This is a genomic window from Arcanobacterium wilhelmae, from assembly GCF_029632765.1.
In the GTDB taxonomy this organism is placed as follows: Bacteria; Actinomycetota; Actinomycetes; order Actinomycetales; family Actinomycetaceae; genus Arcanobacterium; species Arcanobacterium wilhelmae.
In genome coordinates, this window is the sequence record NZ_CP121247.1 from 518,104 (window position 1) to 534,664 (window position 16,561).

The following is a 16,561-nucleotide window of genomic DNA, read 5'->3' on the forward strand; positions in this document are numbered from 1 at the left end:
GGCTCCAGGCCGCCCGAACTGAGGAAACAGATCCACGCTCCGCACAGAGGTTGATGGAGGGAATCTTTAACCTGGGGTATGGCACAGCTACCCCCGCCGAAGATCTCTCCTGGATGGAAGATGCCCTCTGCGCACAAACCGATCCGGATATTTTCTACCCAGAAAAGGGTGGCTCAACCGCGCCGGCTACGTCGATCTGCCGCAATTGTCCTGTTCGGGCCGAGTGTCTGGACTATGCCGTGACCAACGATATTCGCCACGGAATCTGGGGTGGCACTTCGGATAATGATCGCAAGCGCATGTCGCGTGAGCGTAAAGCGCGAGCTGCGGGGCAGTAAATGAGCCTTGCGTCGCGTGAAAAAGTCACGGCCGTGGTTGTTACCAACGGCCGTGATTTCAGTTATGCCCGGACAACTCTCGATGCGGTGGGGCGTCAAACGCATCTTCCCACGGCCACCGTTTTAGTCACCACTGCTCCGCTCGCTCGCGACCTCGCAGATACCGAGCCCCACGAGACCCTTCCGAATTTTTCCTTCGTCTCTGCCCAAGGCGCACCGAACTTCTCGGCCGCGGTCAATGCCGGCCTTGAAGATGTGGGGCGTGAAGGCTGGATCTGGCTCCTCCACGCGGATTCCGCACCGGAGCCCCAGGCCCTCGATCATTTGCTTCGCTCCGGCGAACACTCGCCGGCCACGGCGATCGTCGGCCCGAAGCAAGTGGCTTGGGATGGCCAGCATCTGCTCGAGGTCGGTATTCGTGCCACCCGCAGCGCCCGGCGTGTTCCCGAAGTGATCGACGACGAGCGCGATCAGGGCCAGCTCGATTCTCGCTCCGACGTTCTCGGCGTGGGCACAGCAGGCATGCTCGTTCGGGCAAGCGTCTGGCATGAGCTGGGAGGTTTGAGCTTAGATCTCGGCCCCTTTGGGGATGGCCTGGAGTTCTCACGCCGTGCGCGCCTCGCAGGGCACCGCGTCGTGGTTGTCCCCTCCGCCGTCGTACGCCATGCGCGCCTGAGCCTTCCACGTTCGTTCGCGCCCCGGCGCAGGGCCCAAATTCTCAACGCTCTCATTGCCGCTCCCGCATGGCTGATGCCGCTGATGTGGGTGGGGTACATCCTTGGCGCTCCTGTGCGAGCGTTGCTCCGCCTGGCCATGAAGGAGCCACCGTTTGCGTTCGCAGAATTGCGTGCGGGAGGGCTGATCCTCGGATCGCTCGGAGCCGTGCTCCGTGGCCGCGCCCAGCTTCCGTCGGCTTCACATGCGGCCCTGCGTCAGCTGGAGGACTCTCCGAGCGACGTACGCGCGTATCGGCGCGAGGCGAAGCGATCGGTGGAGGAAGCCCAGATGCTCGCCCAGCGCCCCTCGTCATTGGAGTTGAAAGCACGAGCTGATCTCAAAGACCGCACATTCAAGTACGGGGTGCTCGCCGCCCTGCTCGGCCTTGCGATGATCGCAGTGCTCCATCTACGCAATCTCACGTCGGGCGCTCTCGTGGGTGGCTCGCTGTTGGGTGATTCCCATACGGCAGGCCAACTCTGGCAGATCCTCGTTGCGGGGTGGAGCCCGGTGGGGGATGGCGCTGCGGGCGGCCTCGATCCATTCTGGGCCTTGCTGATTCCACTGGTATGGCTCGGATCGATTGTTGGTGCGAGTGCGGGAGGCGTGGCAACGTTCCTCCACGTGCTTGCCCCGCTCGCCGCCTCGCTGGCTGCGTTCCGTGGCGCCGGAACGATCACCACGAGCCCGCCGATGCGCCTGATCGCGGCTCTCATGTGGGTTGCTGCACCGCCGTTCCTCGAATCGCAAACCTACGGATTCGTGGGCCCTTCCCTGATCCACGTTCTCCTTCCTCTGGCAGTGTCGGCGCTGGTTCGCGCCTGGCACGGTGAATTGAACCAGGTGTTCGCCCTCGCCCTAGTGGGTGCTCTCCTGAGCGCAATTACTCCAGCGTTCGTTCTCGCCTTCGTGGTCGCCTCCTTCGCAGGGCTCGTGGCGCGTTCCGGGCAGCGTCTTCGTTGGCTATGGGTGGCGCTTCCTGCCGCGAGTGTGGTGGCTCTTGCGCTCGAGGCGGCCCCGGTTCGTTCGCTCGCACTGTGGCTGTCGACGCCGGGCGCGCCTGCGCTTTCTGGTGGGGATCGTGTTTCGACTGCGCGCGGCCTTCTTGATTTCTTTGCCACGGCCTCGCCGGGTGCGAATCCCCTCACCTGGGTGCTGTATGTCGGTCCGGTTGCCATGGTGGTGCTCGCAGTTTTCGCCGTGCTTCGCGGGCTCGCTTGGAAAGCGGTGCGTTTCGGCTGGCTCGCTGTTGCTCTCGGGCTTTCGCTCGCCGCGCTGGCAGTTGCGGTGAGGGGAGTGTGGGTCCCAACGTCGGCGTCGCTGACCAGCGCAGGCACCCTCCCGCAGGTGGGCCTGTCTGTGACGTGGCTCGGCCTCACTCTCGCCGTGCTCGGCGGGAGTTACAAGCTTCGTACCCGTAGCCGCTCGCGGGCATTTGGGCTTGCGCACACCTCGGTCGCGGCAATGGCGCTCACACTGGTGGCCGCCTCGCTCGTGACGATCTCAGCATGGGGGATCCGCCACCCGCTGGGGGATATCCTTGACGGTGCGGCCTCGCGCCTGCCGGCGATCGCCTCGCCCATGCAGAGCGGCGAGTACAAGAACCGTGTTCTCGCTCTCATCGCCACCGACGACGGCGTTCGCGCCGAGTTGTGGCGGCGCGACGGCCTGGAGATGAGCGAGCAGACGCGGGTGGGTGCTCGGGCGTCGGATGCAGCGAATAAAGAGCTTTCGCAGGCGGTCGCCGATCTTGCGGCTGGTTCCCAGGAGGCGGCAGGCGTGCTCGCGCGCCACGCCGTCGGCATCGTTCTTGTCCCACAGTCAGATTTCGCCCTGCGCAACCGGCTCCTTGCGAACCTCGGCTCCAACCCGGGCCTCGAATTCGCCTCCGCGACGGACGCTGGCATTTTCTGGAGAGTTGGCAGTGCCTCGTCTCGCCTGATGCTCGACGATCACCCGCTACCTTCAGGAACGGTCAGCGCGAAGGCTCGCGTGGACGCCACAGGCGGAGTGCTCCGCCTTGCGGAGCGTAACGATCCGCACTTCATTGCCACGGTCGACGGCGAGCCGCTCGCACGCCTCGACGATCCGTGGGCGAACGCTTGGACGGTACCTGGACGTGGCACGGTGGAAATCATGTACGACAACGAGATGCACCGGATGCTCGTTGCCCTCCAGATCGCACTTGTCATGGTGTCGGTGGTTGGCGCGTTGCCTCTATGGCGTCGGCGGGGAGTGATCGAATGAAAAAGTTCATCAGTGCGATCGCGGTGCTCGCGCTTTCAGGTGCGGCCGCTGGTTCGCTCCTAGTCAGTAGTCCATCGGCAAAGCCCATCGATCCACTCACGCTCAACACCCGCGGCGGCACGGTGTCGCTCGTGTGCTTGGGCGGGGTTGCTCCAGGCGTGAAGGCTGGAGTTTCCGCCGGGAAGGTCGATGAAAAGCTCACTGGCCGCAGCCTGCTTCTCACGAGCGCTTCGGGAGGTACGTGGTCCGATGCGAGCGGCCAACGTCGCCTCGCCGTCGGCGCCCTGGTCTCACCAACGACGTCGGAGCTCGGCGTCGGCGATGCCCGCGGTAGCGCAACTTTCCCGGTAGCATCGCTGGAGAACACCGTCGTCGCAGGCGCTTCGTACCACGAGGCGCAGGCGGGAGATCTTCGCGGCGTGGCAGTGAGTCCGTGCGTGTGGGGAACCTCCGACGCATATCTCGTTGGCGGCTCCGGCACGGTCGGCAACGCGAACCGTCTCATGCTCTCGAACCCCGCTCTGACGCCCGTCACGGTCGATATTGCAGGATTCTCCGCCAACGGTCCGGTTCGCCTGGGTGACTCCAGCCAGGTTGTGATCGCCCCCGGCGGCTATCAGGAGATCCGCCTCGACGGCCTGATCCCCACGAAAGAGGAACTTGCCCTTCATCTGACAACCAAATCGGGCCGCTTCGGCGCCGTCCTCCAAAACTCGGCATTGGATGGCACCACGCCTACCGGCGTCGCTTTCCTCTCGCCGTCGGTGAGCGGAAAAGATCTCGTCATCCCTGGCGTCTCCGTTCCAGCCGAAGGGGATTCTCTCCTCCCGGATCCGGCGTGGGTCGGGAAGGTGCGCCTCGTCAACCCGTCCACCCGCCCAGCCACAGTTTCGGTTTCTACGATCGACGACGCCGGTAGCAAGCCGCTCGAGGGTGCGCAAGAGGTCAGCATCGTTGCGGGAGGAGTTCTCGATTTAACGCTCACAGGCCTTCGTCCAGGGAACTATGCCGTGCGCGTCCAGGCTGATTCTCCCGTGAGCGCGGCCGTCGGCACATCGTTGACCGCCACTGCTGGCACTGACACGGCGTGGGCATCTGCGTTACCTGCGCTGTCAAGCTCGGCCGCGGTCGCCTCCGGAACGCTCCATCTCGTGGGTGAGGCGAAGGCGAAAGTTACCACGTACGGGACCGACGGCGCCGTTGTCGAGACCCGCGATGTGACGGTCACACACGCCACCACCGTCGATATTGCGAAAGCGAGTGCGGTGAGCGTGGAATCGGATCAGCCGGTTCGAGGGGCAGTCGCCGTAAAAACCGCGAACGGAATCGACTGGGTGCCCCTGACGACGTCGGGCTCCGCCGTCGCGTCGCTGGACGTGCGTACCCTCAACTAGGGGCGGGTGGGCGCTAGAAGTAGTCGATATCCTCGGCTCGCTCGCCGAGAACCGAGGCCACCTGGTCCACAACGACATCGTGGATCACAAGGCGAGGCTGAGGGCTACGGCGGGAAGCCGTTTCGATCGGGCGCCGATAGAAGATCAGGCGGCCACGCTTACCCATTCCGCGCTCGAACGGGAGGAAACGGGCGAGGGGTACGCCGTCTTCCCACGGGGCCGGATCCGATTCGGGCACGTCAAGAACAGCAACATCAAGATCGGAAATTCGGCCGCCCAAATGCTGGTTGAGGGCAGCGAATTCGGAGGCGATTAGATCGTCGAACTTGTCGGCGCGCGTGCGCCACGCGGGCAGGGCAGGATCCAGGAGGAATCCGCGGATTCCGCGCCCATGCCGATCTCGATACGCTCTTTTCACGCGCCAATCCTATCGCGCCCTGTCAAAAGGTGGTAACTTCACATCGTGCAAGGAATTCGTAGGTGTTCACGTAGAAACTGCCCCAACCCCGCCGTCGCAACGATGACGTACGGGTACGACGAGGCGACTGCCGTGATCGGTCCGCTCTCCCCGCTTCCGCAGCCGGGGACGATCGATCTGTGTGCACAGCATGCCCAATCGGTGACGATGCCGGTGGGCTGGCAGGTGATCCGCTTACAGACGGAGTTTGAAGAAGCACCGCCGTCGTCGGACGATCTGCTTGCGCTTGCGGACGCGATCCGTGAGGCATCACGGACGGAGGTTCCGCCGCCCGTTCGCGCCCAGCGCGAGGTTCGACGGCCAACAGATGTGCCGCGCCACGTGCCGCGCCCGCGTTTGGCGGTGATCAACGGCGAAGGGGAAGACGACGGTCCGGCAGGCCCAGAAATTCACTCCGTGGAAGAGTAACTATTCCAGCCCGTAGGGGAGCGCAGTGGCTCGGCTGGAGGTGGTGCGATTTTTCTTCAGCGAAGCCTGCGCCGCCTGGGCACCGTTGCGCGCGATTGCCGCCAGTGCCGCAGCAATGAACATTTCTGCCGCAGTTTCAGCCGGCGGGTGCGGTGTTGCGTACTCCCGCAGTTGCGCGGCGAGGGTGCGCGAACGTTCCTCGCGTGTTGCTGGCGCCATTTTCTCCATGACGGCCAGGTGCGTTGCTGCGGCGTTCACCAGCGACGCCGGTGCGCCCTGGAACGTCGCGTTGCTGGCCCAGTGTTCCACTTCAGGCGACAGTGGCGTGTTGCGCTGTCGCGGGCGAGCCGGGATGCGCCGGATGACGAGGGTGCCGGCGAAGAGATCGCCCATCCGGCTTCCCGTTTTCGAAAAAGCCGCCACGATTGTGGCGAGTGCGCCGAGCGTCATCCACACTTCGCCGATTCCGACGAGGGACCGCAGCAGTGCATCGCGAACGGATATCGATCCGCCGTCGGCCCGCACTACTTGTGTTCGGGTGATGAGCTTGCCGATAGTTCGCCCGCCGCTCGCAGCAGTGACCAGCGCGGGAAGGAACACTAATCCAATCGCAATCGTCAAGGTTGAGATCGCCTTGGTTTGCGGATCGTTGAAATCCACCACCGTGGTGTAGTCCAGTGATCCGAGCGTGAGGAGGATGATGATCGTCAGGAGGCTGTAGTCGATGAGGCCGGAAAGCATACGTGAAAACACGGTGGCGGTTTCGAGCTCGAGGGGGACGCCGTCGCCGGTGGTGATCACGGTGTTTGGGGGCAGATCGGGGGCATTCACCCTCCTAGTTTATCGAACGATATATTTTGTGGAAAAATGGTGGCATGTATTCGATCGCTTTCGCACGTGTTCACGGCCCAACATGGGCGCGCTTGGAACAACTGGCGCTCAAGCGCGTGCGCTCGGGGCGAGAGTCGGAAGAATTTGTGGCACTGTACAAGGAAGTGACGGGTCACCTTGCGTACCTGCGTGCCGAGGGTGCGCCGAGTGCAGATGTTCGTGAGGTTTCGCGGATCCTGGCTCTTGCGCGCGGCTCGCTCACGTCGGCAAAGAGCTCCTCGCTTCGGGGCCTGGCGCAATTCTTCGGCCGCGAGCTCCCGCGAGCTTTCTTCCGTGTGCGCTGGTGGGCGGCTGGGTTCGCTGTTCTCACCCTTGCTCTTGCAGTAACGACCGCGCTTTACCTTTCCACTCATCCTCAGGCGTTCGCCGCGCTCGGCAGCGAGGCAGATCTCGCACACGTAGCGAAAGTAGAGTTTTCGAGCTACTACACCGAGCACGCTCATTCGGATTTTTCGGCGATCGTGTGGACGAACAATGCCTGGATCGCGCTCGTGAGCGTCGGTGCGGGGTTCACTGGTGTCTTTCCGGTGTACATGATCTGGCAGAACGCGGTGAACGTCGGCGCAATGGGGGCGATCATGGCACACTTTGGTGAACTCCCCACGTTCTTTTGGCTGATCATCCCGCACGGCCTGCTGGAGCTGACAGCGATCTTCTTCGCCGCGGGCGCCGGGTTCAAACTGTTTTGGACAATTCTGGCTCCGGGCCCGTTCCCGCGCGCCGTCGCGTTTGCTCGCGAGGGGAAGCAGACTTTGCTCGTCGGCTTCGGGCTGGTGGGTGTGCTGGGGCTGTCGGCCCTCGTCGAGGGTTTCGTGACCCCATCTTCGCTGCCACCCGTGGTGAAAGTTGTGATTGGCGCGCTTGCGCTGGGCGCGTTCGTCGTCTGGTATGAGGTGGGTGGGCGCCGTGCAAAGGCGCCCGACGAGCCCATACTTTATGCCGCCTAGAGTTGGCCTGCTGCTTTCAGGCAGAGGTAGGCGTCCGCAGTTTTCGCAGGCAGATCATGCGTGTACGCCGTGATCACGCGGATTCCCCCGTGGCTCAGCTGGGTGGCGTAACCGCTTTGCGTGAGCCGGTCGCGCGCGTCTGCAGCCCGCAGGTAGGCGTTCCACACTGGCTCGAGTGAGTTTTCGAGGTTGTCGATTTGCGGGTTTGCGACGATGACCGGGGCGAGAGTGCGCAGGGCGGCGAACTGCTCGGGCTCGATTGTTGCAGGGTCGGTCACAACCACGATGAGCGAAGCTCGGATCGAACGCGCGACGGCGAGTGCGGGCTGGAGGCTGGTGGCGAGGGAGCTCGGTTCGACGTCGGCGAGTGCGGCTCCGACGTCGAAGATCGGGTTCGCCGAATGAGACACGCTTGCGCGGGCACGGACGAGGTGGTCGAGCGCAAGCACCGTGAGCGAGTCGCCTGCCTTCGCTGCGACGGCACTCATCAGCAACGCGGTCTCAATCGCTGCGTCGAACAGAGGTGCGTTTCCTGAGCGCAACGAGAGTGCACGCCCAGCGTCAAGAACGACGAGGATGCGCCGGTCGCGCTCGGGAAGCCAGGTTCGTACGACCGCGGTTCCCAGGCGCGCGGTGGAGCGCCAGTCGATAGCGCGCACGTCGTCGCCGGCCACATATTCTCGCAACGAATCGAATTCTGTGCCTTCGCCGCGCTGGAGGAGGAGGGCGCGACCGTCGAGCTCGCGCAGTTTGCGCACACGCTGTGGCAGCGCGGAGGCTGAGTGGAACGCGGGCGTGGTCAGCAGGCTCCACGCGGTCGGAAACGTGCGCTGACGGCCGGCGAGGCGGAAAGGGCCGCGCGTGCGGATCGTGAGAGCCGACGAGCGAAGAGTCCCCCGGCGTCGCGGGCTCATGGTGGCGCTTGCGCTGTCACTCCCACCTTGCGTGTCGAACGTGTGACGCGACGGCGCAACACCGGCAGATGGGGGCCACGCGTCGCGGAACTCGCCCACGATGCGCCGCTCGCTGGATACCGAGTATGCAACCTCGGCGCTGTGCCCGAGCCGCACCGACGTCGGGGCGATACGCTCCACGTGCACGCGCCGCGGCGACGGCGCGAGTAGGGCGTCAAGGACAGCAAGCGTGCCGAGCAACGCAATGTAGGCGAGCGCCGCCGTGGCTGACGCCGTCACTATCGCCACTACCAGCGCGCCGAACGCCGCAACGAGCGCAGGAAACCGCAGGTACATTAGCGTGGCACCGCCACTGACGAGGTGATCTGGTTGATCACGTCGCTCGCGCGGGCACCGTCGAGCTCTGCCTCGGAACGCAGCGTGATTCGGTGCGCGAGGGTGGGAAGCGCGAAGCCTTTAACGTCGTCGGGGGTGACGAACGTGCGCCCCTGCAACCAGGCCCAGGCGCGTGCCGCTGCGAGCAGCGACGTGGCGCCTCGCGGAGAGGAGCCGGCCGCGACGGCCGGCACATGCCGTGTTGCCTGGACAAGATCGACGATGTAGCCGAGCACTTGCTCTGAGACCTCAACTTTTGCGACTTCGGCTCGGGCTGCGAGTACGTCAGCGGCGGAGGCGACCGGCGTGATCCCCGCCGTTTCCATCTGTGTGGGGTCGAAGTGTGCCGCGTGGCGGGTGAGTACTTCGAGCTCCACCTCGCGCGAGGGGAGAGACAGGCTCACCTTCATCATGAAGCGATCCACCTGTGCTTCCGGGAGCGGGTAGGTGCCCGCGTATTCGATCGGGTTTTGGGTGGCAATCACGATGAACGGATCGGGGAGAGGCTTGGGTGAGCCGTCGATACTCACGTGGTGTTCGGCCATCGCTTCGAGCAGTGCCGCCTGGGTTTTGGGAGGAGTTCGGTTGATTTCATCGGCGAGGAGGACGGAGGTGAAAACCGGGCCCGGGCGGAAGGTGAAGGTGCCGTCGGCGAAAACGAGTGATCCGGTGAGGTCGCCGGGCATGAGATCGGGGGTGAACTGTACGCGCGTGTGTGGCAGCGACGTCGCTGCCGCGAGCGAGCGCGCCAGCAGGGTTTTGGCGGTGCCGGGTGCCCCCTCGAGGAGCACGTGGCCCGAGCCAAGGAGTGCCACGAGTACGGCGCTGATGGCAGCGTCGTTGCCGACAATCGCTTTGGCGATCTCGGTGCGGATGGCAATGAATTTGTCGTGGGTGTCGCTCATGAGATTCCTTCGAGTTCGCGTTGTATCTCAACCAACTGGGCGTCGGTTGTGATGGGACGTGTATATAAGAGATTCATCAGTTGTGCCGGCTCGACTCCTGTGTGCGCTGAGAGCGTGGCGACGACGACGTCGGGGCTTGCGTTGCGCGCAATCCCGGCGCTTGGTGCGAGGCGCGCGATCGCGTCGGCGCGCAGCACGGCTGCTGCGCGTGCTGGGTCGGCCGATTTCGAGTAGAGCAGGGCGAGGCCGCGCCGCGATTCGCGGCTGTCGACCGCTGACGGAAGTCGTTCGGCGACGAGCGGACCAAACCTGCGGCCGGCGTACGCGCCGGCGAAGAGCACGACGCCACAGGCGGCGATCAGCGTGGGGATGACCCACGGATACGTGAGTGTGGGTGCGGGCGTGGGTGCTGCAGGGCTCCACACCGCGTTCACGCTGACCCAGAGAATCGACGGCGAATCGAACAGTTCGAGCCCGAGCGCGGCGTTGTGGTTTTTGGCGAGTTTTTCGTTGGTCAGGAGCGAACCATCAGCGACAAGCGTAAGGCCCGCTCGCTCGCCGACGACGACGCCGCCCGCTGCCGGAAACGTTCCGGGCCCGTCGATGACCTGGGAGATCGGCCCAATAACGGTGGCCGAGTATCCGGAGCCGGAGGCGGTGGGTGCGCCTGCCCAGCGTGGAGTGAGGTCGATGCCCCAGTGTTTTAACGAGGCGGTTGTGGCATCGGAGAAGATCACGATGCGCGCGCCGCTGTTGCGCAGGATTTCGGCGTGTTCGGTGCTGAGCGCACTGGCGACCGACCACGGGATAGCAATGAGGGTGGAGGAATCCGCCGTTTGAACGGCGTCGGAAATCGAGTAGTGGAAGGCGATCGATGCGCCGCGGTCCTCGAGGAGGGCCGCGAAAGCTCCCGCGCCTTCGGGCATCACGGAATCTGGCGCGTAGGCCTCTTTACGCGGCTGGCCGGGAGTCAAAGCGATGATGAGGGTAACCAGCAGCGTGAGGACGACGGCGAGTGCGAACCAGCGGCGTTTGCTCACGACGTCACCTCCTGGCGGCTGTTTGTGAACGTTGCGACGGCGAGAGAACGCATTGCTTCGACATCGGCAAGGGTCGCCGTGTGGTGGCCGTAGGCGACAGCGTTAAACAGGGCCGCAGCGGCAAGGAAATCACCCGGTGCGACGGCGGTGGCGAGCTGGGCTGCTTCGCTCGCCGTCGTCGACGGTGCAACGACGATGCGTCCGGATTCGTGGAGGCGCGCAATCGCCGCGCGGACATAGAGGAGGACGGCCTCGTTTGGCGTGCTCGCCACCTGGGCGCGCGCCAGCAACGAATTCGCGCTCTTTTCCACCTCGTGCCCGAGCGGCGCCGAGCGTGCGATGCGCCCCGTACGGCGGAACGCTCGAAAAACCAGCCACACCACGAGCGCGGCAATAACTACACCAACCACGATCCAGATGAAACCGAACCACGATCTTGTGCCACCGGCGTCGCCGGAAAAAAGGTTCTCCATCAACCAGCGCCACCCGCGCGAAAGGAAACTTTCGCGCGGGTGGTACTTGGATTTGGCGAGCTCCGCCTCCGCCGCGCGCTGCGCGTCGGATGGGTCGATGCTCGCGAGAAACATCAGGCCTCCACGTAGGCGGCCGGGGTGACTCCCTCACGGGTCAGACGCATGTTCACGTACAGCACCGACTGGATCGCGAGGAAGAAGGGAACAAAGATGATCGACCCGAGCACGGAGGTAATGAACCCGACGATGATGCCGATGGCGGTTGAATCAGTGCCCGACAGAAGCCCAATGCTGAACAGACTTCCGATCAGCCCGAAGACGATCGCACCGGCGATGCAGATGCCGAGGGTGCCCAGGCCGAGAAGGATGAGGTGGCCGGTCGAACCGCGCGTAAGCTGCCAGGAGCGGCCAATCGCACTGAACACGTTCTTGCGTTCGATCACGATCACCGGGTACACGACGAACAGTCGCGAGTAGAGCGGGTACAGGAGGATAACCAGAAGGAAGACGATCGCGAAGAAGGCCAGGATGGAGCCAATCACGGTCGCTGCACCTTGAGACGTCTTCAGGGCGGCAGTATCCGAGAAAATATTGAGTAGCATCGCGAAGAAGAGTGCGCCGAAAATCACCACAACAACGACGGTGACGAGGATCTGGAACAGTAACGCGTGCAGCATCGTGCGGCCGGCGCCGCGGCCAGCATCGGCGCTCGCCTCGGCGAAATTGACTTTGCGGCCGAGCGCGCCCTTCGCTGTTGCGCGCATCGCCGCCCCTGTCATCAAGGCAACCATGAGGCCACCCACGAGCAAGTTGATGAGGATCGGCCACGACGAGGTAGATTCGAGCGCGTGGGAAAGCGCCTGCGGATCGTTCGTATCAGTGATCGGCGCGCCGTCAAAGACGACGCCGGTGAGTGCATTGACAACAAGGGCGATCAGCCAGATGAGCATCGGGACGACGACCAGGCCCATCGGGTTGAAACGAATGATGCGCATTGCGGCATCGAACGTTTCGCCCACACCGAGCGGGCGTAGCGGGAACAACGACGTCGGTGCACCCGGGATCTGCTGCGGATACGGCTGGAGGCCGCCCGGTTGCGCATATGGAGCCTGGCCTTGTGGGTATCCGTTCATCGGCTGGTTCGCCAACGGTGCCTGACCGTACTGCGGTGTGTACGGCTGGCCGCTATTGGGTTGTTCCCACTGCGGGGTTGAACCAGGCTCAAACGGATTGTTGGAAGGGGGAGTTGTCATCATGATTCCTTCATTGATAATGCCATGGCATTGTCGCCTTTAAGTTACTTTATCGTAACGTAGGCAAACGTGAACAATCTATTGCGATCGATATCTGTGGAAAACAGCTCGAATGGGCCGAGTGTACATCCGTTTTGGCATAGTAAAAACAGGACTAAACATGGATAATATGAGGGAGCGACAGAAAGGAGTGGGGTATGAGTTTGCGCATCCTCGTCGTTGATGATGATCCCGGAATCTCGGAGATGGTGGCTATCCTCCTCGAATCGGAGGGTTACCAGGCAACGGTGTGTGCCAACGGCTCGAGCGTGTTGCCGCTGTTTCGTGCCGAGCATCCGGATCTCGTCCTGCTGGATGTGATGCTTCCGGGTCTCGATGGTGTTTCCGTGTGCCGCCAGCTCCGCGAAGAATCAGATGTGCCGATCATCATGATGAGTGCAAAGACGGATTCGGTGGATGTGATCGCGGGTCTTGAAGCGGGCGCGGACGATTATGTGACGAAACCCTTCGAAAACTCGGTCCTTCTCGCCCGCGTGAAGGCACGTCTGCGCCGTCAGGAGCCGGAGGCAGATGTGCTCAAGGTGGCGGATTTGACGATCGATCTCAAGGGCCACGAGGTGCGCCGTGGCACCACGTTGCTCCATCTCACCCCGCTCGAATTTGATCTTTTGGCTGTTCTCGCCCGAAAGCCGTTCCAGGTGTTCTCTCGTGAGGAGCTCCTGGAGCAGGTCTGGGGCTATCGCCATAGTGCCGACACGCGCCTTGTGAATGTGCATATCCAGCGTCTACGCGCCAAGGTGGAGAAAGATCCAGACGATCCCCAGGTGGTGCTGACCGTCCGCGGAGTCGGTTATCGGGCGGGGGCTGCGGCTGCGTGAGCCCGCGAACGCATTCGTCCTTTTTCGCTCTGTTGTCGCGCCGTGTGGCGGCGATAGGTGAGCGCTGGCAGTCGTCGCTGTCAACTCGAACGATGATTATCATCGTCGTTGGCGGCATTCTTGGGTTCGTCATTGCCGGCGCGATCGTTGTGAGCCAGATTCGGGGAGCTGTGTTCAATGCTGCGTTGCAGACGAATATTGAACAATTTTCTGCCGATGCGACGATCGCACAGGATCGCTTTGCGCAAGCCTCGTCTCCGACGTCGGGGCAGCTCCAGCAGATCGCGAACGGCGTGGTGTCGTCGATGTACGATCCGACCCGCGGCCTGATCGGCTCGGTTCTTGTGCGCTCAGATGGGCAGGCAACGCCTGCGGTGCAGATTCTCGAGCCACAGGTCGCCACATCCACGCAGGTCCGCTCCCTCCTGACACCTGAACTTCGCGCGAAGACGAAGGCGGGGGATGTGAGCTACATGTCGGTGTCGGTCCCTGGCCGTGACGGCGATGTGGCCGGGCTGATCCTCGGCACCGCGGTGAACATTCCCTCTGCCGGCCAGTACGAACTGTATGCCGCGTATTCGCTGGAGTCGCAGGAATCGTTGATCCGCACCACGTTCCGGGTGCTGACGTTCTCTGTGATCGCGCTGATCGTGCTCCTCGCTTTCGTGTCGTGGCTCCTCATGCGCCTGGTGCTCAAGCCTGTCCAGGAAGCATCAGCGAGCGCCCATCAATTGGCGGAGGGCGAGTTTGAGGCGCGGATGGAGGTTCGAGGAACCGACGAACTTGCGCAGCTCGCCCGGTCCTTCAACCTGATGGCGGCGTCGCTCGAGGATCAGTTCACCAGGATGGAGCGCATGTCGAAGGTGCAAACAGACTTCGTTTCGGCGGTCTCGCACGAGCTGCGTTCACCTGTCACAACGATCCGCATGGCTGGCCAGCTGATCTACGACAAGCGTGAGGAACTTTCGCCAGCGCTTCGCCGCAGCGCGGAGCTCCAGCATGATCAGCTGCGTAATCTGGACATGATGCTGTCTGATTTGTTGGAGATTTCCCGTTACGATGCCGGCGGAACGTCGCTGGCAACCCAGCCCACCGACGTCGGCGAGCTGGCTCGAAACGTCGTGGAGATGGCCGCTCCTCTCGCCCAGGATAACGATGTTGAGGTGTCTGTGACCGTCGAGGGAGATCCGCATGCGGAGGTTGAGCCGCGCCGCATTGAGCGTGTGCTGCGCAACCTCGTCGTCAATGCGCTTGAACATGCGGAGGGTAACCCAGTTTCGGTGCGGATCGTGGGCAACGAGTCGGCTGTTGCTGCGGAAGTCATGGACTGGGGAATCGGTTTGGATGAAGATCAAGCTGCCCACGTGTTCGATCGTTTCTGGCGTGCGGATTCCTCGCGTGTGCGAAAGACGGGCGGTACGGGCCTGGGGTTGACGATCGCGAAGGAAGACGCCCAGATTCACGGTGGCACGCTGGAGGCTACGGGCGTGCTCGGGGTTGGCTCCACGTTCTTGCTCACCGTTCCGAAGGTGCCCCACGCGCACTTCGTCGCTCCGGTTGCGCTTGCAGCGCCGGAGCCGCTCACGGGAGATCTTGAGCCGGTTGAGGAGGAGCAGTGAGGCGAGCGTACGCGCTTGTTGTGGCGCTTGTACTGGCACTGACGGGGTGTGCTGCCCTACCGACGTCGGGGCCGGTGTATGTGACGGCGAAGCCGGTCGCTTCAGACGGCAAGGTGGCGTTTAGGGCGCAGTCGCCCGCCCAGAACGCTACCCCTGAGGAGATCGTCCAGGGGTTCATGGCGGCTGCGGCGGTTGGTTTTTCGGATTATTTCGCGGTGGCCCGTGAGTTCCTGTCAGACTCGGCTGTCACGCGCTGGGATCCTCGGGCTCAGGTGCGTATTTATCCCGACGCCGAGAGCCAGTCTTTTTCTCGTGCGAAAACTGGCGCAGTCCGGTTTACGGCTTCGGCGCAGGCAAGCGTGGATGCAGCGGGCGAGTATCAGACGTCGGCAACGGATGCCACTATCGTGTCTGAGTTTTCACTCGTTCGTAATTCTGCGAACCAGTGGCGGATCGCAGCGCTCGATAATGGCGTGATCATGCCCGATTCTCTGTTCTCGACGATCTTTCGCAACGTGTCGGTGTACTTCGTGACGCCGGGTGCGGACGCGCTCGTTCCGGTGAGTTACTACTTTCCCGAAGATCGTGCGCCGACAGCGGCGATTACTGCGTTGCTCGCGGGCCCGCCGTCGTGGCTGACCGGTGCCGTCAGGAGCGCTGTGCCGAAGGGGACGTCTCTGGCCACTCCCCAGGTTGACATTGTGGATCAGGTCGCGAACGTGAACCTCACCTCTGAGGCAGCCGGCTTGCACGATCTGGAATTAGCGCGGATGGTTGCGCAGTTCAAGGCCACATTGAAGGGTGTTGGCGGTATTAATTCCGTGAATGTTTCGTCGGGAGGTGCTCTCCTAGAGACAACGGCAAGCGCAGACATCCCGATCTACCCGTATGGGCAATATCCACTGATCGGCTTGGCGAATGGCGAGATTCACGAGTCAGGTTCAGGGCAAGCGGGCAGTGTTGCGCTCGCGCTTCCGGCGGGGCTGACGCTCACGGCTCTCGCGCAGTCGTATGAGCAGGGCGGGCCGGTTATTGGGCTTGCGGAGAGATCCCGAGCTATCTACTCGATTTCCGACGCTGGCATGGCACGCGAGCTGGTTCGTGGTTCCGGTGCATTGTTGCCGCCGTCGACGGACCGTTTCGGCTATGTGTGGAGCGGCGCAGCGAAGTCGGACGGGAAGGTTTTCGCTGTCCCTGAGCGTGGCGGGCGCGTTTTGTCATTTCAGGTGCCGGTGTTTGCTGGTACGAATCTCCGCGCGATCCGGGTTTCTCGCGACGGTGCCCGCATGATGGCGGTTGCCGATGCCAATGGCGTGTCGAACGTGTACATGTTGGGCGTGGTTCGCGACGCTGACGGCGTGCCGAGTGGCTTTGCTGATATTGCACAGATGGGTGTGCGCTTAACATCAATCACGGACGTGGCCTGGATTGATGAGCAGACTGTGGTAGTGATTGGCACCGAGCCCGGGGCCACAGATGCGGCGCTCTACACGGTGCCGATTTTTGGCCCGATGAAGCGCCTTCCTGGAACATTTGTTCCGAAGTCGCTCACGGCCGGGCGCGGTGTTGATTCGCTGATCGTCGAGAGCGGCGGGGATCTGCTGGAGTTTGATTCTGGCGCATGGCGGAAGGTCACTCCCGTCCTGTCTCAGCCGGCGTATCCAGGCTGATCTTGTGGAAAACT

At 63.1% G+C, this 16,561-nt stretch carries 15 protein-coding genes; 8 read left to right on the forward strand and 7 right to left on the reverse strand.

Annotated features, from left to right (window positions below; translation table 11 throughout):
* The first annotated feature begins 53 nt into the window (after positions 1-53).
* Genes P8A24_RS02165 through P8A24_RS02175 form a run of 3 tightly spaced genes read left to right on the forward strand, consistent with a single transcriptional unit; the run spans position 54 to position 4,696 of the window.
* A complete protein-coding gene (locus P8A24_RS02165) occupies positions 54-338 on the forward strand; it encodes a WhiB family transcriptional regulator (RefSeq protein ID WP_278060164.1) in 285 nt (94 codons plus the stop codon).
* The gene (locus P8A24_RS02170; protein WP_278059274.1) at positions 339-3,302 is read left to right on the forward strand and encodes a glycosyltransferase; all 2,964 of its coding nucleotides are present in this window, start codon (positions 339-341) and stop codon (positions 3,300-3,302) included.
* A complete protein-coding gene (locus P8A24_RS02175; RefSeq protein WP_278059276.1) occupies positions 3,299-4,696 on the forward strand; it encodes a DUF5719 family protein in 1,398 nt (465 codons plus the stop codon). The genes P8A24_RS02170 and P8A24_RS02175 overlap by 4 nt, the downstream gene beginning before the upstream one ends.
* Positions 4,697-4,709: 13 nt before the next feature.
* Here the strand turns inward: P8A24_RS02175 and P8A24_RS02180 are convergent, their stop codons facing one another.
* The gene (locus P8A24_RS02180) at positions 4,710-5,114 is read right to left on the reverse strand and encodes a metallopeptidase family protein (RefSeq protein WP_278059278.1); all 405 of its coding nucleotides are present in this window, start codon (positions 5,112-5,114) and stop codon (positions 4,710-4,712) included.
* Positions 5,115-5,159: 45 nt separating this feature from the next.
* On the opposite strand from P8A24_RS02180, the gene P8A24_RS02185 reads away from it, so the two are divergent.
* Positions 5,160-5,582: a DUF3499 domain-containing protein gene (locus P8A24_RS02185; protein WP_278059280.1), complete on the forward strand. Its 423-nt coding sequence runs from the start codon at positions 5,160-5,162 to the stop codon at positions 5,580-5,582.
* Here the strand turns inward: P8A24_RS02185 and P8A24_RS02190 are convergent, their stop codons facing one another.
* Positions 5,583-6,413, reverse strand: coding sequence for an RDD family protein (locus P8A24_RS02190; protein WP_278059282.1), 831 nt, complete (start codon positions 6,411-6,413; stop codon positions 5,583-5,585).
* Between the two features lie 44 nt (positions 6,414-6,457).
* Here P8A24_RS02190 and P8A24_RS02195 point away from each other — a divergent pair, with 44 nt between their 5' ends.
* Positions 6,458-7,420, forward strand: a complete 963-nt coding sequence (locus tag P8A24_RS02195; RefSeq protein ID WP_278059284.1) for a stage II sporulation protein M — start codon at positions 6,458-6,460, stop codon at positions 7,418-7,420.
* On the opposite strand, the gene P8A24_RS02200 is transcribed toward P8A24_RS02195, so the two are convergent.
* The 5 genes from P8A24_RS02200 to P8A24_RS02220 are packed head-to-tail and all read right to left on the reverse strand — an operon-like array spanning position 7,417 to position 12,383.
* On the reverse strand, positions 7,417-8,670 hold the full coding sequence (locus P8A24_RS02200) for a DUF58 domain-containing protein (protein ID WP_278059286.1): 1,254 nt from the start codon (positions 8,668-8,670) through the stop codon (positions 7,417-7,419). The two genes, P8A24_RS02195 and P8A24_RS02200, sit on opposite strands and share 4 nt — an antisense overlap.
* Entirely contained in the window at positions 8,670-9,614 is a 945-nt protein-coding gene (locus tag P8A24_RS02205) for an AAA family ATPase (RefSeq protein WP_278059288.1), read from the reverse strand. Before P8A24_RS02205 ends, P8A24_RS02200 begins: the two co-directional genes overlap by 1 nt.
* A complete protein-coding gene (locus P8A24_RS02210; RefSeq protein WP_278059290.1) occupies positions 9,611-10,654 on the reverse strand; it encodes a DUF4350 domain-containing protein in 1,044 nt (347 codons plus the stop codon). The genes P8A24_RS02205 and P8A24_RS02210 overlap by 4 nt, the downstream gene beginning before the upstream one ends.
* A complete protein-coding gene (locus P8A24_RS02215) occupies positions 10,651-11,241 on the reverse strand; it encodes a DUF4129 domain-containing protein (RefSeq protein WP_278059292.1) in 591 nt (196 codons plus the stop codon). Before P8A24_RS02215 ends, P8A24_RS02210 begins: the two co-directional genes overlap by 4 nt.
* Complete coding sequence (locus P8A24_RS02220; protein ID WP_278059294.1) at positions 11,241-12,383, reverse strand: DUF7847 domain-containing protein; 1,143 nt, start codon at positions 12,381-12,383, stop codon at positions 11,241-11,243. The genes P8A24_RS02215 and P8A24_RS02220 overlap by 1 nt, the downstream gene beginning before the upstream one ends.
* Positions 12,384-12,577: 194 nt before the next feature.
* On the opposite strand from P8A24_RS02220, the gene mtrA reads away from it, so the two are divergent.
* From mtrA to P8A24_RS02235, 3 genes are read left to right on the forward strand one after another with little or no spacing between them, the layout of a single operon-like run.
* Positions 12,578-13,258: an MtrAB system response regulator MtrA gene (mtrA, locus tag P8A24_RS02225; protein WP_278059296.1), complete on the forward strand. Its 681-nt coding sequence runs from the start codon at positions 12,578-12,580 to the stop codon at positions 13,256-13,258.
* Positions 13,255-14,877 (forward strand): MtrAB system histidine kinase MtrB, encoded by a 1,623-nt coding sequence (gene mtrB / locus P8A24_RS02230; RefSeq protein ID WP_370870594.1) that lies wholly within the window; start codon positions 13,255-13,257, stop codon positions 14,875-14,877. The genes mtrA and mtrB overlap by 4 nt, the downstream gene beginning before the upstream one ends.
* Entirely contained in the window at positions 14,874-16,547 is a 1,674-nt protein-coding gene (locus tag P8A24_RS02235; RefSeq protein ID WP_278059298.1) for an LpqB family beta-propeller domain-containing protein, read from the forward strand. Before mtrB ends, P8A24_RS02235 begins: the two co-directional genes overlap by 4 nt.
* Positions 16,548-16,561 lie beyond the last annotated feature (14 nt).

Coding starts and splice junctions, on each gene's coding strand:
- P8A24_RS02165 (WP_278060164.1), top strand. CDS start 54: ATGGAGGGAATCTTTAACCTGGGGTATGGCACAGCTACCCCCGCCGAA.
- P8A24_RS02170 (WP_278059274.1), top strand. CDS start 339: ATGAGCCTTGCGTCGCGTGAAAAAGTCACGGCCGTGGTTGTTACCAAC.
- P8A24_RS02175 (WP_278059276.1), top strand. CDS start 3,299: ATGAAAAAGTTCATCAGTGCGATCGCGGTGCTCGCGCTTTCAGGTGCG.
- P8A24_RS02195 (WP_278059284.1), top strand. CDS start 6,458: ATGTATTCGATCGCTTTCGCACGTGTTCACGGCCCAACATGGGCGCGC.
- P8A24_RS02200 (WP_278059286.1), bottom strand. CDS start 8,670: ATGTACCTGCGGTTTCCTGCGCTCGTTGCGGCGTTCGGCGCGCTGGTA.
- P8A24_RS02205 (WP_278059288.1), bottom strand. CDS start 9,614: ATGAGCGACACCCACGACAAATTCATTGCCATCCGCACCGAGATCGCC.
- P8A24_RS02215 (WP_278059292.1), bottom strand. CDS start 11,241: ATGTTTCTCGCGAGCATCGACCCATCCGACGCGCAGCGCGCGGCGGAG.
- P8A24_RS02220 (WP_278059294.1), bottom strand. CDS start 12,383: ATGATGACAACTCCCCCTTCCAACAATCCGTTTGAGCCTGGTTCAACC.
- mtrA (WP_278059296.1), top strand. CDS start 12,578: ATGAGTTTGCGCATCCTCGTCGTTGATGATGATCCCGGAATCTCGGAG.